The organism is Rosistilla ulvae (assembly GCF_007741475.1).
GTDB classification, from domain to species: domain Bacteria; phylum Planctomycetota; class Planctomycetia; order Pirellulales; family Pirellulaceae; genus Rosistilla; species Rosistilla ulvae.
Genome location: NZ_CP036261.1, coordinates 5,165,333 through 5,185,585 on the forward strand (window position 1 = coordinate 5,165,333; position 20,253 = coordinate 5,185,585).

The window sequence follows — 20,253 nt, forward strand, 5'->3', positions numbered from 1 at the left end:
TGGCGGCAAACGGTGCGTCTATCCGACAGGTTCTACGCTCCGCCACGCTTCCCAAGCCTGTTCCAAGCGATTGGTGAACTTCTTCGACGAAGTGGCGAACAGCCGCTTGCCCAGTTTGCGAGCCTGTTTCTGCAATTTCGCACGGCGTCGATCGATCGACCGCATCAGTTTTTCAAACGCGTTGGCCCCGCGCAGCTTTTCGAAATCGGGATGTTGCGCGAGCAATTGGTGCAAGACAACCAGGTCGTGGTCGTCCCCCAATAGATCGGTCAAGCGTTTTAACTGTTTCGCACGGATGCTCAACTTCGATTTACTGAGATCGCGCAACATCAAGACTTGATACCACTGATACTTGGCATGCTTTCGCCAATCGTGTAGATGCTCGTCGGTCGGCTGCTTGCGAGCCGCCAGCATCGCCCTCGCGCCGCGACGATAAGTCTTGGCGAACCCTGGTCCGATCGCTGCAAAACCCTCGTCCGCACAAGTCCATTGGGGCACTCGGTCGAGAGCAGCTTGCATGTCTTGAATCGCTTCGACGAAGAACGGCTGCCAATCCAACGGCCCCGTGCTGGCGACTTCGCTTCGTTTCGATAACACCTTGTTCACGCGGTCCATGAACTTCCGCGGCAGCGATTGAGCTCCGTGCTGGCGCAGCAGGTCGAACGCCTCGAGCGTCGCGTCGGCATCGCGCAGGCCCGACAGCTTGCGTGACGCATCGCGAAACCAAGCGTTCTCGCGATCGTACACGTCCCCGATCCCTGGCCTGACCATCCGCAACATCCCGCGAATCATCTTGCATCGCTTGCGGACATCGTGAACGACTTCGGCGCGATCGAGCTGTGGATCGGACAAGTCGTCGATCGAACGTTGGAGATAGGTCCGGGCGATCCGCTGAATTCCCTCTTGCACCGACTCGTCGACACGCAACCGAATCTTCATGTTCCAAATCCTTGAGGTCAAATAGCGCCGCGAGAGATTCTCGCAAACGTCATGGTTTCATAATACCAACGGCGAGCCGCAAATAACGTCGGTTCAGCCACGAGCAAGGCTAGTTCGCCTACAACAGCCAGCACGCCCTGTGCCAACCGAAACCTTCAAAATTCCGCCTGACCAACCGATACGAACGCAAATCACCCGCAGCGATAGCGTTTGCGAAAGTGCAGCAAATTCACTTTTGTGCAAATTTCAAGAAGACATCGCCAAACTACCCACCCCCCCAGTTTACACAGGCACAATATCTGTACAATTGTCCCCGTATTCAGGGTTGCCAGCTCGTTACGCGGCACCCGGAGTGCGGGGCAAAACCAACCAATCTTACGGAAATACTCTTACATCAAATGGATCAGCCTGCACCGCACTGCACTGCAGTTCGTACATTTTCACCACGGATTTGAGAGGCACTAGATCATCATGGAACAATTCTACTACCACCAGAATTGTAAGGTTTGTGGACGTCCAATGATCGTTTCGAGCGAATTGCTCAATGCGGCAATCCGCTGCGGTCACTGTGGAGCAATTTGCGATTCGCCGCAGGTCGAACACTCGCAATCCCCCCCGTTGCGGCCACGACTGAACAGCGGAAGCGTCGCCAGGTCGAACTCCCGCGAACAGGTCGGCCGCGTCGCCGCATTGTTGCGATCGATCGCGCCGTTGCGATCATTCGAGGCTCCGCTAATTCTTTAGCGGCCGCGGAAATGCCGGTAGATTCCGCCGGTTGTTGGTGTTCCAGCTAACGCAAGCCACTGGCTTGCGATCGTGTCGCTTCGAAAGCGACTAGCAGTTATCCGGATTGAGGGCTGGTGGGAAGTCGCTGAAGCATTTGGTCGGCTCTCAAACGCTGGCGAGAAATCGATGTCGGTGTATAATTTGGACTGCCCACCCGATGTCTGAGAGCGTAAAAATGGACGCCTTCACAATGTCCGAAGGCAACTTACGCCCCCGCCAACTTGCTCGCCCAGCACTTCATGCATACACGCCCCCCAATACAGTTTCAGATCGCACTTTTGGTAGCGTTTTTGGCCACCAACGCAGCTCGTGGCGAGGATACTGCCGCCGCCGAGACCTTCTTCGAAAGCAAGGTCCGGCCGCTGTTGATCGAACGCTGCTATGAGTGCCATTCGCGCGAGTTCGATGAGGCGCAGGGCGGCTTGCGAGTCGATTCGGCTGCGGCGTTGGCCAAGGGGGGTTCGCGAGGGGCCGCGATCGTTGCCGGCGATTCGGCGAAAAGCCTGCTGGTCAAAGCCGTTCTGTACGACGATGGGTCGATGCAGATGCCTCCCGAAGGCAAGTTGAAGGACGAAGAAATCGAGATCCTTCGCAAATGGGTCGCCAACGGCGCCTACGATCCACGGGTCGACGACACGCCCGACGCAGAAGAACCACAGATCGATTGGCGTCAGCACTGGGCTTTCCAACCACCGCAACAAGCTGCCGCGGTCGACAAGATCGATCCTCGCAGCGACGATCCGATCGATGCGGTCGCCCTCGACAGGATGGCTCGCGAAGGAATCGAATCGAGCGGACCAACCGATCGCGAAACCTGGCTGCGACGCGTCTATTTCGATCTCATCGGTCTGCCACCGACGCGCGACGAGATCGACAGCTTTCTTGCCTCGGAACGTCCCGACGCCGCGCGCCGCGTCGTCGATAACCTTTTGGCCCGTCCCGAATATGGCGAGCGTTGGGGGCGGCACTGGATGGACGTCGCCCGTTATGCCGACACCGTTGGCTACGCTCCGGCGAAGCGGGAACCGCGATTGTTGGAGAGCGAGAATTATCGCGACTGGCTGATCCGCGTTTACAACGACGATATGCCGTTCGATCGCCAGGTCACGTTGCAACTGGCCGCCGATACGATCGACCCCAAAAACGAACAGGGCGATCTCGACGCGATGGGCTTCCTGACGATCGGTCGCCGCTTTTTGAGCAACGAAGACATCGTCGACGACCGCATCGATGTCGTCACCCGCGGCTTACTGGGCCTGACGGTTCAGTGCGCTCGTTGCCACGACCATAAATTCGATCCGATTCCAACGATGGATTACTACTCGTTGGTGGGCGTGATGAAAAGCAGCGAGTATCGCGACGACCTGCCATCGAAACTGGCGTTGTTCGATAAAGAGAAGACGACCGACCATCCGGTCTGGGTTCGCGGCCAGCGTGGAAATCGCGGCCCGATCGCGCCGCGGCGTTTCCTGACCGCGCTGCATGGCGACGAACCTCCCAAGTTTACGCACGGCAGCGGCCGCTTGGATCTCGCTCAAGCGATCGTCGACCACAACAATCCGCTCACACGACGCGTACTCGTCAATCGTGTCTGGATGCATCTGATGGGTAAGCCGATCGTCGGCACGCCCAGCGACTACGGCGTCCGAACCGAACTGCCAGTGCAGGCGGCGGTCTTGGATGATCTGGCCGTCGATTTTGCTGAGCAGGGCGACAGCATCAAACACTTGGTCCGGCGGATTGCGAACTCGTATCTGTACCGACAATCGAGCCAAGTCGCTCCGGAGGTCGTCCAACGCGATCCCGACAACTGGTACTTCGCTCGCGGTATCGCACGACGTCGCGATTTCGAATCGCTCCGCGACACAATCCTCGCCTCCGCCGGTCAACTTGATTTACAAAAGGGGGGCGCACCGGTCGTAATCAGCGATGGCTCACCTCAATCGCGACGAACGGTTTACGCCTTCATCGATCGACAGAAATTGCCCGCCTTGTTCCGCGTCTTCGATGTCGCCAGCCCCGATGCGCACGAACCACAGCGGTACTACACCACGGTTCCTCAACAATCGCTGTATCTGATGAACAGCCCGTTCATCCTGGATGCCAGCATCAAAGTCGCCAACGTGGCGACGCGGGGACTGCCGGCCGAATCGCTCGACCAAAAAATTAACGCCTTGTTCCTGCGAGTGCTGAAACGCCAACCGACGGCCGAAGAGCTGCGGTATGCGATCGAGTTCTGCCAATCTCCGATCGATCCAGCCACCGTCCCCGTCTCGCCTGCCTCGGCGTGGGACTACGGATACGGCAACTTTGACGAAACCCGAACGCACATCCCCGATTTCAAACGCCTGCCCCACTTCCAAAAGGGACGCTGGGCCGGTGGACCGAAGATTCCGGACGAGCACCTTCAATACACATCGTTGACGCCGACCGGAGGCCATCCCGGCGACGTACTCGCTTCGGTCCGGCGGTGGACCGCGCCGCAAACCGGCGAGGTCACAATTTCATGTGAGATGAAGCATCCCAGCGACAAAGGGGATGGCGTGCGGATGTCGATCGCCTCCGCTGGCAAGGTGCTGTTCGAAGAGCTGTTGATGAATTCCGAACAATCGGTGCGGGAGCTTGTCGTCCAAGTAAAGGAAGGGCAAGTGATCGACTTCGTCGCCGAAGACAACATCTCGACGGCGTTTGATTCGTATCAATGGACCATTCAAATCCGCTTCCAAAGCGATCGCGGCGTGATCGCGGATTTCGATTCGAAAACCGACTTCAGCGGCAACCCCGATGGCAAGCAGCCGCGTCTGCTGACTCGCTTCGAACAACTCGCCCACGCCTTGCTGATTAGCAACGAACTAACTTTTATTGACTGAGTGATCGCAACGATGAATGCATTTAACAACTGTGGACTCTCGCGTCGCGAACTGCTTTGCCGCAGCGGAATGGGCTTCGCATCGTTGGCACTAGCCGACCTGATGCATGGCGAAGCGGTCGCTGATTCGGTTGCCAATCCGCTGCTCCCCAAGCCGCCTCAGTTTCCGGCGAAGGCGAAACGGGTGATCCATCTGTTCATGAACGGTGGGCCCAGCCATGTCGATACGTTCGACCCGAAACCCGAACTGCAAAAGCGCTCCGGCCAACCGTTGGACGGCGGCAACCTGAAGACCGAACGCCCGACCGGTGCCTTGTTGGGATCACCCTTCAAATTCCAGCGGTATGGCGAGAGCGGGATCGAGGTCAGCGAGCTGTTCAAGGAGACCGCGAAATCGATCGACGACATCGCCGTCATCCGCTCGATGCACGCCAACGTCCCGAACCATGAACCGTCGTTGATGCTGATGAACACAGGCGAATCGCGTTTGATTCGCCCCAGCGTCGGATCGTGGATGACCTACGGATTGGGCACGGAAAACCAGAACCTGCCAGCCTTTGTTTCGATGTGCCCCGGCGGCTATCCGATCAAAGGGGCCCAGAACTGGCAGTCGGGCTTCCTGCCCGGCATCTACCAAGGAACCTACGTCGATTCGAACAATACACGAATCGAGAAGTTGATCGAAAACATTAACAACTTCCGCGTCTCTCGAGACGACCAACGACAACAACTCGATCTACTGAACCAGCTTAACGGGCTCCACCGATCGACGCGGACCAGCGAACCGAAGTTGGAGAGCCGAATCCAGTCGTTCGAACTCGCCTATCGAATGCAGTCCGACGCGGCGGAAGCGTTCGACATCAATCGCGAACCGAAGCATATCCTGGACATGTACGGTAAAGGCGTCCACGCGCGGCAGACATTGATCGCCCGGCGGCTTGTCGAACGCGGAGTTCGCTATGTTCAACTGTGGCATGGCGCGGGGCAACCATGGGACAATCACGACGATTTGGAAACGCGACACCGCGTTTTGGCGGGCCAATGCGATCAAGCCATCGGCGCGTTGTTGCGCGATCTGAAACAACGTGACATGCTCAAGGATACTCTTGTCATCTGGGGTGGTGAATTTGGGCGGACTCCCGTCGTCGAGATGCCCAAGGAAGGAACCAACCAAGGCAAGATGAACGGCCGCGATCACAACCACCACGGCTTTACCGTCTGGATGGCGGGCGGCGGCGTCAAAGGCGGCTACGTGCACGGCAGCACCGATGAATTTGGCTTCAAAGCCGTGGAAGATCGTGTCCACGTACACGACCTGCACGCCACCATGTTGCATCTGTTAGGGTTCGATCACAAAAAGCTGACCTATCGCTACGCCGGCCGCGATTTCCGGCTGACCGATGTGCACGGCCGCGTCGTCGACGAACTGATCGCATAACGGAGGGTGTTCACGCCACCTTCACCACTCAAGCGAAGATGGTTTGAATCAACTTTTGATCGTAGAATGTAGGCTCGGTCGAAAACACGCCGAAGATGCCCCCGAACGGGCTTCGCACAAAAAGCATGTTGTCGGTCGTGAACCATCACTGAGAAAGCGAGAGTTGCGATGTCCAGCATCCCTGTTGAATTGCCAGAGCACTTAGTTTCGTTTGTCTCCCAAGAAGCGGAGCGAGCCGGTTATTCTACGGCTGGTGAATACATCGCGGCGTTAGTTGCAGCAGCAAGTGAGAAGCAAGGCGAAACCGAACAAGCACTGATGGCAGGAATATCGAGCGGTGATCCCAAACCATGGACCGATGCCGAGTGGAACGCAATCAAAGAACGGGTGATCGCTAGAAGCGTCAAATGAGTGGCGAAGTTGAAACCAATCATCCGGCGTCCCAAAGCCAGCGAGGATGTCGAATCGCACGCGATGTATGTTGCGGATGGCAGCATGGATGCTGCGTTGCGATTTGTTGAGAGAGCTGAGCAAACCATTAAAGGCTTGGCGTTATTTCCCCAAAGCGGAGCACCGTTCGTAAACAGCGTTCCCGATCTGGCAGGGATGAGAACGAAGTTGGTAAAGGATTTCCCCAACCACGTTGTGTTCTACGTGGAGCGAGAAGATTCAATCGAGGTAGTTAGAGTTCTCCGCGGTGGGCAGGACATGAATGCAGAAGCAACGAAAACCTAGCGACCGACAATACGACAGACCACGACAGCGTACGGAGACTCGATGAACGATCCACTCCCTTGGCCGCAGCCCGTGACGCTTCGCGGTCCGCTCGCGACGTTGGAACCGCTGTCGCGTGAGCACCACGCTCCGCTAGCCGACGCTGTCGAGGATGGCCAGCTCTGGAAGCTGTGGTACACCAGCGTCCCCACGCCCGACGCAATGATGGCCGAGATCGATCGGCGTCTGAATCTGCAGGCGTCCGGATCGATGTTGCCCTTCGTCGTCCGCGATGCAAACAACACCATCGTCGGCATGACGACTTTCATGCACATCGACGCCGCAAATAGGCGTCTCGAAATCGGGTCGACTTGGTATGCCCAGCGGGTCCAGCGGACGGGGCTCAACACGCAGTGCAAGCTGCTGCTGATGAGCCATGCGTTTGAGACGCTGCAGTGTATTGCTGTCGAGTATCGCACCTCCAGTCTGAACCTTGCCAGCCGTCGAGCGATCGAGCGGTTGGGAGCCAAGCTAGACGGCGTTCTTCGCAGCCATCAACGTCACCGCGACGGCACGCTCCGCGACACCTGTGTCTATTCGATCCTGCAGCACGAATGGCCCGCGGTGAAGAGTCACTTGGAATTCAAGCTGCAAGCCGGCGGTTAACTCACCTCCGAGATACGCTCTATAATCTCGCCACCGCGATCGCCAATGCCACTTCTTTTCGCTCCCCACCGTCCGATGGATTCCGATGAAATCTCACGCCCTCATGCTCCTGCTCGCTTGCAGCCTGTTCGCCTGCGATCTGGCAGGCGAAGAAGCACAAGAACCCAAACATTGGGATAAGGTCGTCGCGATTCAGACCAAACAGAAGACGACCAACAAGCATGCGACGGCCTTTTTCATTCGCAAAGGCGATTCCTATTTTATGGTAACCGCCAATCATGCCGCGGACGAAACCAAAGGGGACACGCGTATCCTGTACGTCCGCGAGGATGGCGACTCGCGATGGATGCAGCTGCGCGGAATCGTCCCCGCCGACACCAACCCTTGGACTCAGTTCAAGAACAACGATCTGGCGGTCGCGCGGCTTCAGTTCCCGCGAGCGTCGAAGTCCGACATCGCCGATTTCAACTACCTCGCCCTTCCCTACGCGGCGCTGCTGACCTCAACGCCACCGCGAGCCAGCGAAATTGTCTTCGCCGGCTTTCCGATGGCCTATGGCGCCACGCCGCCGATCAGTTCTTTAATTGTTCGCGGGCACATCGCTTCGCGCGAGCTTAAATCCAAAGGTGACTGGGGCGTCGTTCCGATCATCTATGCCACTCCGACCGTCGCTTCGGGAACCAGCGGCAGCCCCGTCTTCAGCTTCATGCAGTCGCCCGACGAGATCGCGATCGTTGGTATGTACATCGCCGTTGCCGTCGATGAGACGGGAGCGAAGTTGGCGAAGCTGGTGCCGGCTCGGCTGATCCGCGAAGCGATCGATGCGGCGTCGAAAGCTCCAGCCGGGCAGGACGCTGAAAAAGAATCCGACGAAGAGTCGTCCGAAGCCGCCGAACCGCAGGAAGCAGCACTCCAAGCGGAATAGCCGCTAACCGACTGCGTGCCCAACAACCTGTCCTTCGGCGGACCGCGTTAACCGGACGGCTGGAGTGACCGGGTCGTGCGAAAACAACAGCAATCGATCGTGCTGGATGACGTTATCGAACAAGCTCGCTTTCAGCCGCCGAACCGTCAACGGAAACTGATCGTACGAAAGTGTCCAAAAGGTCGGCAGATGAGCCGCCGTCGGACAGATATCTCCCGCGAAGATCGCCGACGCTTCTCCCGATTGCAGCGCGATCGATTGATGCCCGCGCGTATGACCTCCGGTCAGCGTGACCGTCACGCCGGGAACGATCTCCGCCGTGCCGTCGACCCGTTCGACCAACCCAGCATCGGCTAAAGGGATAGTGTCGTCGGCGAAATACGAACCAACCAATTCGGGAATGTCCCCCGTCGCGTCGGCCCATTCGGTCTGCTGGACGATATGTCGGGCGCGGCGAAAGACTGGCTCCAATCGACCGCTGGCATCGCGAGCGACACAGCCGCCGACATGATCGAAATGCAGGTGCGAGAGGATCACCCAATCGATTTGGTCGGGCACGATGCCATGTTCGGCGAGATTCCGCACCAGCGGCATCCCATCCTCCATGCTCATCCGCTGACGAATCTTCGCCGCCGCCTTGCCCCCATATCCGCTTTCGATGATACCCAGCGAAGTCGGCGTCCGCACGACGAAGCAGTTCGTTTCCACCAGCACCCGGTGTTGCGAGTCGGGCTCGGCAAACCGCTGCCACATCATCCGCGGCACCATGCCAAACATGCTTCCACCATCGATCCACAATCGCCCGCCGCTGACCGGCAATAATTGTAGCTCTCCAACGGGAATCCACGAACGTTTCATTCAGTTCACCTTAGCCGACGAACCCTATTCAGACGGTCCGCTCGAAATCACAAATTGCTTCATTTCAAATCTCTCGGTCGACAAGCATCGCCACCGCGTTGCCCCCTCCCAAGCAGAGCGCTGCAACGCCCAGTCGTTTCCCGTGACGCTGCATCGCCCCCAACAATGTCACAAGCACCCGCGTGCCGCTTGCACCGATCGGATGCCCCAACGCGATCGCTCCGCCGTGAATGTTGACACGGCAGGAAGGAATGTCAAGCTGATCGATACAGGCAATCATCTGCACGGCAAAAGCTTCATTGATCTCGAACAGATCGATGTCCTGTAGCGAATGTCCCGCCTTGCGAACAACTTCCCGAATCGCAGCGACCGGCGCGGTAAAGAGATCTTCGGGAGCACCTCCAGAAGTCGCTGTCGCCACGATCCGGCACAACGGTCGAATGCCGCTGCGCCGCACGACCGAGGAATCTGCCAGCACAACCACCGCTGCGCCGTCGCTGATCATCGAAGCGTTCCCGGCAGTCACGGTTCCGCTGTTGCCGAACACCGGCCTCAGTTCCGCCAGCTGCTCCAACGTCGTCTCGCGCCGCGGACCGGAGTCGCATGAAATTTCTGCCGTGCCCGATTTGGACGTCACCGCAACCGGAACGATCTCCTCTGCAAAGGCACCATCATCGATCGCCTCGATCGCGCGACGATGACTCTGCAAAGCAAAGCGGTCTTGCGCCTCGCGGGAGACGTTGGCGAGAGTGGCCAAATGGTCGGCGATCGTCCCCATCGAATCGCCTGTCATAGCGCACGTCAAACCATCGTGCTGCATCCCGTCGGTCAACTGTTGATCTCCCAACACCCGCTGCCCACGTTGCAACAGCCAACCGCTGCGACTCATGTTCTCCATCCCTCCCGCGACGACGAGCTTCGCATCGCCGGCCCGGATCGCTTGGTCGGCCAGCATCACCGCTTTAAGGCCCGACCCGCAGACTTTATTAACAGTGCAAGCGGCAACCGTCGTGGGCAGCCCCACTCGCAGCGCCGCCTGACGCGCCGGTGCTTGCCCAACGCCCGCCGACAAAACGTGTCCGAGAATCACTTCGTCGAACTCTGTGGCCAACAATCCCGTTCGCCGGATCGCTTCGCGAATCGCGACCGCTGCCAACTCGGGAGCCGCGATCGAAGCAAAGTCTCCTTGAAAACGACCAATTGGCGTGCGACACGCCGACAAAATGTAAGCTGTCGACATCGAATGACCTTTCGCAAGAACGTCCCAGGTTTCATTGTATTTTAGGCGATTTCGAGATCTCCCCGGAGGAATATTCCCGAAGATTTTCATCGCACCGTCCCCATCACATTCCCTAGAATGAAGAAGTACACGCGGACGGGAGTTCACAAATGAGTACTGCTCAATTGCCAGTTGCTCCGCCGACACCGTGGGTCGACGGGCTAACGATCGGACAAGTGTTGCGAGAAACCGCGAGGCAATACCCGGATGCCGACGCGTTTGTCTTCTGCGGGCCGGACGTCCGGGTCAGCTGGTCCGAATTGGACCGGGAGGTCGATCTAGTCGCCCGCGCCCTGCTGGCACTGGGCTTTGTCCCCGGCGACCACTTCGGAGTCTGGGCGACCAACGTTCCCGAGTGGGTTCTGCTGCAGTTCGCCACCGCTCGAATTGGCGTCGTGTTGGTCAACATCAATCCATCCTACCGGGCGGGCGAACTGAAATTTGTGCTCCAACAAGCCGATGTCCGCGGCTTGGCGTTGATCGATCATTATAAGACGACTCATTTTCAGGAAACGCTGCTCGAGGCCGCTCCCGATCTCGCCCCATCGACGCCCGGACATCTGCACAGCCAAACGTTCCCGCGTCTGCGGTGGATCGTCGAAATGCGCGGTCGCCAACCATCGTTTGGATTGTCGTGGAACGATCTCATGTCGGGTGCCGTCTCGGTCCCGCAAGCCTGTGTCGACGAAGTTGCCGAGCGTTTGGATCCGAACCGTGCGATCAACATCCAGTTCACTTCGGGCACGACCGGGCATCCCAAAGGGGCGACGCTGTCGCATCGAAACGTACTGCTTAACGCCTTCTACGCCGGCCAATCGCAGCGGTTGGGCCCCGACGACCGCGTCTGCCTGCCAGTGCCGCTGTACCATTGTTTCGGATGTGTCCTAGGGACGATGTGCTGCATCGTGCACGGATCGGCAATGATCTTTCCGTCGGAGTGTTTTCATGCCGGAGAGACGTTGGCGGCGATCGAGGCGCAGCGTTGCACAGCGATCTATGGCGTGCCGACGATGTTTATAGCTCAACTGGAAAATCCAGTATTCTCCAAACACGATCTCTCTTCGTTGCGGACCGGGATCATGGCGGGCAGCCCCTGTCCGATCGAACTGATGCGGCGCGTCACGCAGGACATGGGAGCCAGCGAGATCACGATCGGATACGGTCAAACCGAAGCCTCGCCGTTGATCACGCAAACTCGAACCGACGACCCGATCGAATTGCGAGTCGGCACGGTCGGGCGGACACTGCCAGGATTTGAGGCCAAGATAGTCGATCCCGATACCGGCGCCGAACTTGGCGATGGGCAACAGGGCGAATTCTGTGGCCGCGGCCACGGAGTGATGATCGGTTATTACCACCAGCCCGACAAAACCGCCGCCGCGATCGATCGCGATGGCTGGCTGCACACCGGCGATCTCGGCATGCGACAACCCAATGGCTACTACCGAATCACCGGCCGTTTAAACGACATGATCATTCGCGGCGGCGAAAACATCTATCCCCGCGAGATCGAAGAGCGGCTGTACGAACACCCGGCGGTGGAAGACGTGCAAATCGTCGGCGTTCCCGACCACCGCTTCGGCGAAGAGATCCTCGCCTGGATCAAGTTCAAACGCGACCAACAGGCAACCGAAACGGAGCTCCGCGATTTTTGTCGCCTCAGCCTGGCTCATTTCAAAGTCCCGCGGTACTGGAAGTTTGTCGATGCGTTCCCGACCACGGTCACCGGCAAGATCCAGAAGTTTAAGATCCGCGAACAAGCGATCGAGGAACTGGGCCTGCAAGACGAAGCGAATATCGAAACCGCATAGTCGCCCAGAAAATTCGCGTGGCACGCGGGCGATAGCGGGCGACCTAGAGATTCGTCATGTCGCGGCTTCCGTGAATCACCCGCGAGACCTCGATGCCATCCTCCCTCGCACGGAAGAACACAACATACTGCCCAACGCTATAAGACCGGCACCCTGCAACACCGAAACCTTGGCGATCCTCTCCTACACCCGGTTGGTTCGCAAGCATTTCACACGTCTTAAGAATCTCCAACAGCCATCGGTTTGTCCCGTGCAATGTAGTCCACAATTGCTTCGAGATCGTCATCCGCTTCAGGTGCGAAAATGACTTGGGGCACTAGCGCTCTCCGCGTTCGATTTCCGCGATTCGTTTCTCAGCTCTTGTATACACTTGATCCGCTGGCACCCCTTCGCCCGCATCAAGACTTGCAAACCCCTTGGCAACTTCGTCACGAAGGGTCTCGCGAGCCTGAAGCAGACGCAAGCCTTCGGCAACCACATCTTGTTCACTCAAAAACCGACGCCCAGCAACCATCCGCTGAACGAATGGCACCATGTCTTGTGGAATGCCTGTACTCATCTCGTTGTTCCCGCTCGATTCCGGATTGTCGTCGGTCGCCCAACATGGTTTTATCGCTAGACGCAGGTTTCACAATGGAAACTCTACCCCAATATACTTCGCTTGCTTCCCTGGCGTCCACTGACAACTCAATCCCGCCAGGGTGATTCAGTGTGTCAATTTGAGGTATCAGCCGGCACGCGCTAGCGTCCGGTTCTCCTGTGAAACCGGACGCTAGCGCGTGCCGACTAATTTGCCTAAGCACAAACACTAAATAGCCCTGGAGTCTCAGCTTCTTCTCATCGGCAATCAATATGCAATCTGGTAGACTAGTGGAACCGGAGGACAGTCCATGACCGTAGAACAAGTGATCAACGACCTAGCAGCTTTGCCGCCAAGCGACCAACTTCGAATCGTACAGGCGATTTGGGACCAATTGCCCCGCGATGTGGGGACGGAATTATCCGAAGCCCAACAAGCGGAGCTAAATCGTCGCTGGTCGGAATACCAAACAGATCCTTCGTCCGCTTTGACAGAAGACGAATTTCGCGAGCAAATTCGCGAGGCACGCGGGCGATGAACGCGAAGCTCACCCGCGACACGCTGGCGGATTTGCTGCGAGGCATTGAATGGTTCGACAAGATATCGCTCGGATTGGGGGATCAATTTGAATTGGAGTTCTTCCGAGCACTTGAGCGCGTCAAGAAAGCTCCAAACTTGTTCCCACCGAATCAAACCGGTTACCGACCTTGTCGGCTGAAGCGATTTACCGCGGTACTTTACTTTCGAATTGCCGACAATCTGATCGTCGTCGTTGGGCTGTTTACGAGTGGCGAAAACGAATCCGTCCTTCAGCATCGCGGATAATGCAAGCAGACTAACTGACGCTGATTTCATCGGTAGCTTCAAGAGCGATGATCAACCTGGCGTGCCGTTGTTGCAAGCGATGGCAGCCAGTGCCGAATCGATGTCGCCGTTGGTCCGTGGTCTACCCATTCGCCGCAAGCTTCAGCAGGTCGTCGTCATTGCAACGCATCGCTCGCTGCAATCCTTCGATGCGGCGATGTGAATCAGCGAAACACCATCGTGCGACGGCGTCGTGCGTGTGATCGTTGGCGACAAGATCGCTGTCCCATCGGCTCAGCGTCGACGCCGCGGCGAACAACTCCATCGCCATCCATGCGATTCGCTCCAACACCAACTGGCGTTCGAGCACCTCTTCGCGATGCGTGACCAACGTCTTTTGCACCGTCGCCCCAAAGCGGCGGATCTGTTTTCCCAGCTGCTTTCCGTACCGTCGCAGTTCCGGCGATCGCAGCGGGACCACGGGAGAACAACACCGCAAGCGAGCTCCATCGGTTGCAAACCGGCACACCAACCCGGCGTGGCGCAACGGATGTTTCCACGCCGACGCGACAGCTTGCATCTGCAAGCCCGGTCCTCGCATTCCCGTCAACGCGATAAACGACATCAGCACTTCGTTAGCTCCTTCGCCGATCTGATTGATGCGATGGTCGCGGAGCATCCGTTCCAGAGGCTGATCGGTGAAGTAGGCAGCCCCGCCGTGAATTTGAAACGCGTCGTTGACGATCGTCCACAACCGCTCGGTGCTCCAGACTTTCAAAATCGCCGTCTCCAGCATGTAGTCTTCCAAACCGCGATCGATCAGCCCCGCCGTGACCGTGGTCATCGCTTCCATCGCATAGGTCCACGCCGCCATCCGGACCAGCTTCTGTTGCATCAGTTCGAACTCCGCCAGCGAGCGGCCAAACTGCCGGCGACTATGGGCGTGGTCGGTCGCAAGTTGCAAGCAAGTCTTCGCCGCTCCGGTGCAACAAGCTCCAAAAGTCGTCCGGCCAAAATCGAGTACCGTCAGCGCGACCTTCAGTCCCTTGCCGATCGGACCCAAGATGTTTTCTCGCGGCACGTGCATGTTGTCGAAGGCCAGCCGAGACGTCGCGGTCCCACGGATCCCCAGCTTTTCCATCCGCGCTTCGGTCACCTGGAACCCCGGCATATCGGGCGTAACGAGAAACGCAGTGATCGCAGTCTTATCGCTCTCGGCGACCGGCGTTCGCGCCATCACCGTCAAGACATCCGCGATCGCTCCGTTGGTGATGTATCGCTTCTGTCCATTGAGCACAAAATGTTGGCCGTCCGCCGTGGGCACCGCCATCGTTTGCACGTTCGCTGCATCGGAACCGGCTTCGGGTTCGGTCAACGCAAACGCAGCCAGCTTCTTTCCGCTGACTAAATCGGGCAACCAACGTTGCCGCTGCGATTCGCTGCCAAACAGCAACAGCCCCCGCATCCCTATCGAATGATGCGCGTTGACGAAGATCGCCGTCGAACTACAACGGCTGCCGATCACTTCCAACAACCGGCAATAGGCCATTTGTGAATACCCGCGGCCACCAAATTCCGCGGGAGCTGTCATCCCCAACAATCCAAACTGCCCCAATCCATCGATCAATTCGCACGGGATGTCCGCTTCGCGATCGATCCGCACCGGATCGAGATTCCGATCGCAGAACGCCTCCAATTCGGCAACCGCCGCGTCGGTGTCCGCTTTCTGATTGGTCGACAGTTGTGGATAGGGAAAGACCCAATCGGCGATCAACTGGCCGGCAAACAATCCCTTGGCCAATCCGATCGTTTGCGGCAGCGAGCCCAGTAGTTCTTCGGCTTGGCGGATCTGTTCGGCTCGCTGTTCCAGGCGTTCCGCCGACGCTTCGGTTACATGGCTTCCCATTTTGGATCTCGCTTCTCAATAAACGCGGCTAGCCCTTCATGCGCCTCGGCGCTGTGACGAGCTGCCAGATGTTTTTTGATGCTGTCCTCCGAAGCATTCGTTTTCGGAACGGCAAAGGTCTCGTTGATCAGCAGCTTGGTCTGGCGAATCGTCTCGGGACCGCCAGCGATCACGGCGTGAGCGGCCTCTACCGCAGCGGCACGCAACTGAGCAGCCGCAACGATCCGCTGCACCAACCCAACCTGCTGCGCCCGCGCGGCATCGATCGGTTCGCCCAATAGAAACAATTCCCGCAAGTCACCCTCGCGCACTTTGTGGCGCAGCACATCGCAGATCAATGCGGGCAACAGACCACGTCGCGCTTCCGGGAATCCAAACTTGGCATCCTCCGCGGCGATCACCAGATCGCATGCTGCCATCAATCCCGCTCCGCCGGCAAACGCGCCACCTTGAACCGCCGCGATCACGATCAACGATGTCTCGCGCAGCTGTCGCAGCGCTCCTTCCACCGCCGCCGCCGATCGTTCAACAAGCGCGAGATCGGCAGCTTCGCGAAGATCGAGCCCAGCGGAGAAGACCGGACCGGCAGCTCGCAAGATCACCACGCGGTTGGCGCGATCCGATTCGATCCGTTGCAATGCGGCAGACAATTGATCCAACAGTTTGATGCTGAGCGCATTGCGGCGGCTGGGGCGGTTCAGCACGATCGATTCGATTCCTGGTTCGATCGATTCGACAAGGATCCATTCTTCCATCACGGTTCTCACTTTTGTTCAGTTTCTATTGTACGTCCACGTTCCGCGGGAAACGGTATTTCAAGCAGCAATTGCCCCAGCGTTTTCCCTTGTGCGTCGCTACGCAGCCGATTCTGTAAGATACCACGGATGACAAAATTCAGTGCGCCGAGATTCTTCAGTTCGTAGCGCTCAACTGATTGGACACCTAGCGGTTGCAAGAACGTTGCCACGCGATCAGCCGTCAACCAAGCTTGCAGAAATCCCCAATCGTCATCGGATCGCAACAAGACTCCGATATTGGCCGATGTCCCCTTGTCGCCGCTGCGTGCAAACGCGATCGATCCCAACCGCGATGCGTATGTTGTTAGTGCGTCCATGCCGGTTGTCATTTCCGATTTCGATTCACCTTCGCAGTATTGACTGGCGATCCCCCCTTGTACCAACATCGTCTTCGCCTGCGTTGCGGAAGCACTCGGCGGTCGGTCGTCCGAAAAGGTGTCCTCGGTTTGGATCGTGTCGACACATGGCGTGACGCGGTTGCGACAGATCAAACAGGGCCAATATCGGATCACCGGTCGAACGCGAGGACGTCCTTCGGCGTACCCCGTTGTCCCTTGTGGTCCAGCGGTAATCAATGGCATCAATTCGCGAGCGAACCGCTCGGCCGCAGCTTGCGTTTCCGATTCGATTGCGATCCGCAGAACGACTTCGCCAAAGACATCCGGATCGCCATCGCTGTCTTGGCATAAAACGCTTCCGGAACAAGCACCGCTCCCCAGACATTCGATCACGCTGTCGCGGATTTGGAATCCCGCTTCGCAGACGCGTTGCAAAACCATCTCGCCACATCGATTCGCTTTGCGGACCGCATCGCGACCGACGATCACCAGTGTCCCCGCCGCGCGATAGCCGTCGCGGAGCGTTGCACTGACCTTATATTGTTCGGGTCGCGGATGACCAACCGCACCGGAGACTCGCACCCGATTGGATCCCAAGTCTTCGACGCGAAGCGAATCAAACGAAACACAAACGTCGGGACTTCGGTACTCGCGTGGATCGCCGATTTCGTAGACCAATTGCTCGCGAACCGTCGCCGCCGTCACGCACCCTCCCGTGCCGTGCGGTTTGCTGACGATACAGTTTCCCGAGTCATCGACCTCAACAATCGGGAAGCCGATGTTGGCTGGGTCGGGAACATTTAGCCAATCGGTGCTGATCCCACCGGTCACTTGAGTTCCGCATTCAATCAGATGGCCAGCGACTGTCGCGCCGGCCAATCGATCCAGTTCGCTCTCTTGCCAGCCAAAATGATGCAGACAAGCCGCCACAACTAACGAAGGATCCGCCACGCGGCCAGTGATCACAATCTGTGCTCCTTCGGCCAATGCTCGGGCGATCGGAGCGGCTCCAAGATAGGCGTTGGCCGTTACGATCCGATCGACGTTTCCGGCCAGCGATTCGCCGTCGTCAAGGTTTTTGAATTCCGCCGCGGCAGCTGCCGATCGCAGTTCGTCGACGACATCGTCGCCGCTGACGATCCCGATCCGCAGCGATGGACACCCCGCCGCCTCTAACGCCTGGCGACAGGCATTCGCACAGGCCGCCGGATTTAGTCCGCCCGCATTGGCAAGCACTCGGCAACTGCCTCCCGCCGCCCAATAGGGAGCCAACGAACGGATGACATCCACAAAATCGCGAGCGTATCCCAGTTCAGGGTCCAGCTGTCGCTGCATCGCCAGGATCGACATCGAGACCTCGGCAAGATAGTCGAACGTCAGGTAATCCAGCTCGGGTTCCAGGTTCAACATTTCAGCAGCCGCAGCCGTACGATCACCCCAAAACGCTTGAGCATTTCCGATTCGAATCGAACACGACATGATGGGTTATTGCCTCGTGGTTGTCTTCCGGTTTGCCGCTCGTCTCGGGGCCTTACGACCCCGGCAGTTGTTGTGTCGGCCTACCGGCCTGGTGTGCAGTTGACTGATTTCCCCACTTTCTTCAGCCCGGTAGGGCGACAAATCTAATGCCGGTGGTGTGAACCACCGGGAACTGGCAGTGCCCTACGCGGCAAAGCCCGGAGGGCGGTATAGGGCTCGAGCCTTGTGTCGGCCTATCGGCCTTGCCGCTCTGTTGCTCTTTCTTTCCGGGGCCTCACGACCCCGGCAGTTGTTGTGTCGGCCTATCGGCCTGGTTTGCAAACAACCTCCTTCCCATCTCTCTTCAGCCCGGTAGGGCGACAAATCTAATGCCGGTGGTGTAAACCACCGGGAACTGGCAGCGTCCTATGCCCCAAAGCCCGGAGGGCGGAACATTCTTCTTTGGTTCACACAAAGTTCAAGCTCTAAACCTGCAACACTCCCGTTCTGAAATTTTGTTGATCGGTGCCCGGCAACAGATCGAGCGCCGTCTGCAACCAGAGTCGCGTTTCGTGCGGCGGGATGATCGCGTCGACCCAACCGCGCGCTGCGCCGTAGCGGATGTCGGTCTGTTCTTGATATCGCTGGCGGATCGAATCTCGCAGCGCGTCAACTTCCCCTTCGGCAAGCGATCGACCGCTGCGTTGGGCTTCGCGCAATTGCAGTTGCAGCAGCGTATCGGCCGCTTGGTTGCCTCCCATCACTGCGTACTTTGCCGAAGGCCAGGCTAGGATCAGCGCCGGGTCGTACGCTTTTCCACACATCGCATAATGCCCCGCACCAAACGATCCGCCGATGATCACTGTCAACTTGGGAACGATCGAATTGCTGATCACATTGACCAGCTTGGCCCCGGCGCGGATGATCCCCGCCTGCTCTGCCTGTTTGCCAACCATGAAGCCTTGCACGTCTTGAACGAAGACGATCGGAACTCGCATCTGATTGCAGTCCATCACGAACCGAGCGGCCTTATCGGCGGCGTCGGGATAGATCACGCCCCCGACTTGAAGTTCACCTCCGGCCGCCCGGCACCTCTTTTTTTGATTGGCAACGATTCCGATCGGATGCCCGCCGATCCGAGCGAACGCCGCCACAATCGTCTGCCCAAATTCGGCTTTGTATTCTTGCAGCGAATCGCCGTCGACAATGCATCGCAACACGTCGCGGACGTCGTACTCTTGCCGCCCGTCGGCCGAAACAATGTCGTAGACCGAATCGCAGTTTCGCTCCGGCTCCACGTCACAAATGTCACTTGAGCGCGACCGACCGATCGGCAGCAGATCGACAAGCGACCGCAAGCGGTTCAAACAAGCGGGATCGTCCGGTTCGTGAAAGTCGACGGTGCCGCTGATCGCAGCATGCATCGACGCGCCGCCGAGTTGCTCGGGATCGGCGGTTTGACCGATCGCCGCTTTCACAAGCGCAGGGCCCGCCAGACACATCTGGCTGCCATCGGTCATCAACAGCTTGTCGCACAGAACGGGAAGATACGCTCCGCCGGCGACGCAGTTTCCCATCACCGCCGCGTATTGAATCACTCCCGCCGCCGAGAGGACTGCGTTGTTGCGGAAGATCCGTCCGAAGTCATCTTCGTCGGGAAAGATCTCATCCTGCAGCGGCAAGAAGACGCCGGCTGAATCGACAAGATAGATCACCGGCATGCGGAATTGATAGGCGATCTTCTGAGCTCGCAACAGCTTCTTAACCGATTGCGGAAACATCGCTCCCGCTTTGACCGTTGCGTCGTTGGCGGCGATCAGACAACCGCGTCCTTGAACGAAACCAATACCCGTGACGATGCCCGCTGCCGGAACGCCGCCCCATTCCGAGTACATACCGTGCGCCGCCCAGAGTCCCAGCTCCAGGAAAGGACGACCAGGATCCAACAACAATTCCAACCGCTGACGGACCGGCAATCGACCGTGCCGCAACTGTCGCTGCTGTCCCTCGGCACCGCCGCCTTCGCGGAGCGTCAGCTCTTGGCAAGCGATGCGTTCGGTGAGTTCTCTCAAGCTTGTCATCCGA

At 58.2% G+C, this 20,253-nt stretch carries 18 protein-coding genes; 9 read left to right on the forward strand and 9 right to left on the reverse strand.

The features are described from left to right. Nucleotides 1–18: 18 nt before the first annotated feature. A complete protein-coding gene (locus EC9_RS18175; RefSeq protein ID WP_145347422.1) occupies nt 19–939 on the reverse strand; it encodes a CHAD domain-containing protein in 921 nt (306 codons plus the stop codon). Between the two features lie 1,025 nt (nt 940–1,964). On the opposite strand from EC9_RS18175, the gene EC9_RS18180 reads away from it, so the two are divergent. The 6 genes from EC9_RS18180 to EC9_RS18205 all read left to right on the forward strand — a co-directional run bounded on the left by EC9_RS18180 (nt 1,965) and on the right by EC9_RS18205 (nt 8,337). Continuing rightward, the gene (locus EC9_RS18180; protein WP_145347424.1) at nt 1,965–4,595 is read left to right on the forward strand and encodes a PSD1 and planctomycete cytochrome C domain-containing protein; all 2,631 of its coding nucleotides are present in this window, start codon (nt 1,965–1,967) and stop codon (nt 4,593–4,595) included. A gap of 12 nt (nt 4,596–4,607) precedes the next feature. Then, on the forward strand, nt 4,608–6,032 hold the full coding sequence (locus EC9_RS18185; RefSeq protein WP_145347426.1) for a DUF1501 domain-containing protein: 1,425 nt from the start codon (nt 4,608–4,610) through the stop codon (nt 6,030–6,032). Nucleotides 6,033–6,200: 168 nt separating this feature from the next. After that, complete coding sequence (locus EC9_RS18190) at nt 6,201–6,443, forward strand: ribbon-helix-helix domain-containing protein (protein WP_145347428.1); 243 nt, start codon at nt 6,201–6,203, stop codon at nt 6,441–6,443. Nucleotides 6,444–6,452: 9 nt separating this feature from the next. Further along, the gene (locus EC9_RS18195) at nt 6,453–6,767 is read left to right on the forward strand and encodes a type II toxin-antitoxin system RelE/ParE family toxin (protein WP_145347430.1); all 315 of its coding nucleotides are present in this window, start codon (nt 6,453–6,455) and stop codon (nt 6,765–6,767) included. Nucleotides 6,768–6,809: 42 nt separating this feature from the next. Further along, complete coding sequence (locus tag EC9_RS18200; RefSeq protein WP_145347432.1) at nt 6,810–7,412, forward strand: GNAT family N-acetyltransferase; 603 nt, start codon at nt 6,810–6,812, stop codon at nt 7,410–7,412. 85 nt (nt 7,413–7,497) lie between these two features. Further along, complete coding sequence (locus tag EC9_RS18205) at nt 7,498–8,337, forward strand: S1 family peptidase (RefSeq protein ID WP_145347434.1); 840 nt, start codon at nt 7,498–7,500, stop codon at nt 8,335–8,337. Between the two features lie 3 nt (nt 8,338–8,340). Here the strand turns inward: EC9_RS18205 and EC9_RS18210 are convergent, their stop codons facing one another. Beyond that, nucleotides 8,341–9,195 (reverse strand): MBL fold metallo-hydrolase, encoded by an 855-nt coding sequence (locus EC9_RS18210; RefSeq protein WP_145347436.1) that lies wholly within the window; start codon nt 9,193–9,195, stop codon nt 8,341–8,343. A gap of 64 nt (nt 9,196–9,259) precedes the next feature. Further along, nucleotides 9,260–10,435, reverse strand: coding sequence for a thiolase family protein (locus EC9_RS18215; RefSeq protein WP_145347438.1), 1,176 nt, complete (start codon nt 10,433–10,435; stop codon nt 9,260–9,262). 149 nt (nt 10,436–10,584) lie between these two features. Between EC9_RS18215 and EC9_RS18220 the strand changes: the two genes are divergently transcribed. Then, entirely contained in the window at nt 10,585–12,285 is a 1,701-nt protein-coding gene (locus tag EC9_RS18220) for an AMP-binding protein (protein WP_145347440.1), read from the forward strand. Nucleotides 12,286–12,328: 43 nt separating this feature from the next. Here EC9_RS18220 and EC9_RS27030 read toward each other — a convergent pair whose 3' ends face one another. Together EC9_RS27030 and EC9_RS18230 are read right to left on the reverse strand one after the other, a co-directional pair. Next, nucleotides 12,329–12,571, reverse strand: coding sequence for a type II toxin-antitoxin system RelE/ParE family toxin (locus EC9_RS27030; RefSeq protein WP_315852294.1), 243 nt, complete (start codon nt 12,569–12,571; stop codon nt 12,329–12,331). A 30-nt stretch (nt 12,572–12,601) separates the two neighbouring features. Continuing rightward, a complete protein-coding gene (locus EC9_RS18230) occupies nt 12,602–12,844 on the reverse strand; it encodes a ribbon-helix-helix domain-containing protein (protein ID WP_145347442.1) in 243 nt (80 codons plus the stop codon). 331 nt (nt 12,845–13,175) lie between these two features. Between EC9_RS18230 and EC9_RS18235 the strand changes: the two genes are divergently transcribed. Together EC9_RS18235 and EC9_RS18240 are read left to right on the forward strand one after the other, a co-directional pair. After that, entirely contained in the window at nt 13,176–13,403 is a 228-nt protein-coding gene (locus tag EC9_RS18235; protein WP_145347444.1) for an addiction module protein, read from the forward strand. Further along, a complete protein-coding gene (locus EC9_RS18240; protein WP_145347446.1) occupies nt 13,400–13,690 on the forward strand; it encodes a type II toxin-antitoxin system RelE/ParE family toxin in 291 nt (96 codons plus the stop codon). The genes EC9_RS18235 and EC9_RS18240 overlap by 4 nt, the downstream gene beginning before the upstream one ends. 121 nt (nt 13,691–13,811) lie before the next feature. On the opposite strand, the gene EC9_RS18245 is transcribed toward EC9_RS18240, so the two are convergent. The 4 genes from EC9_RS18245 to EC9_RS18260 form a co-directional block, all read right to left on the reverse strand. Continuing rightward, the gene (locus EC9_RS18245; RefSeq protein ID WP_145347448.1) at nt 13,812–15,575 is read right to left on the reverse strand and encodes an acyl-CoA dehydrogenase family protein; all 1,764 of its coding nucleotides are present in this window, start codon (nt 15,573–15,575) and stop codon (nt 13,812–13,814) included. After that, a complete protein-coding gene (locus EC9_RS18250) occupies nt 15,560–16,330 on the reverse strand; it encodes an enoyl-CoA hydratase/isomerase family protein (RefSeq protein ID WP_145347450.1) in 771 nt (256 codons plus the stop codon). Before EC9_RS18250 ends, EC9_RS18245 begins: the two co-directional genes overlap by 16 nt. Nucleotides 16,331–16,338: 8 nt before the next feature. Next, nucleotides 16,339–18,189 (reverse strand): acyclic terpene utilization AtuA family protein, encoded by a 1,851-nt coding sequence (locus EC9_RS18255; protein ID WP_145347452.1) that lies wholly within the window; start codon nt 18,187–18,189, stop codon nt 16,339–16,341. A 464-nt stretch (nt 18,190–18,653) separates the two neighbouring features. Then, nucleotides 18,654–20,249, reverse strand: a complete 1,596-nt coding sequence (locus EC9_RS18260) for an acyl-CoA carboxylase subunit beta (protein ID WP_145347454.1) — start codon at nt 20,247–20,249, stop codon at nt 18,654–18,656. Between the last annotated feature and the right edge of the window lie 4 nt (nt 20,250–20,253).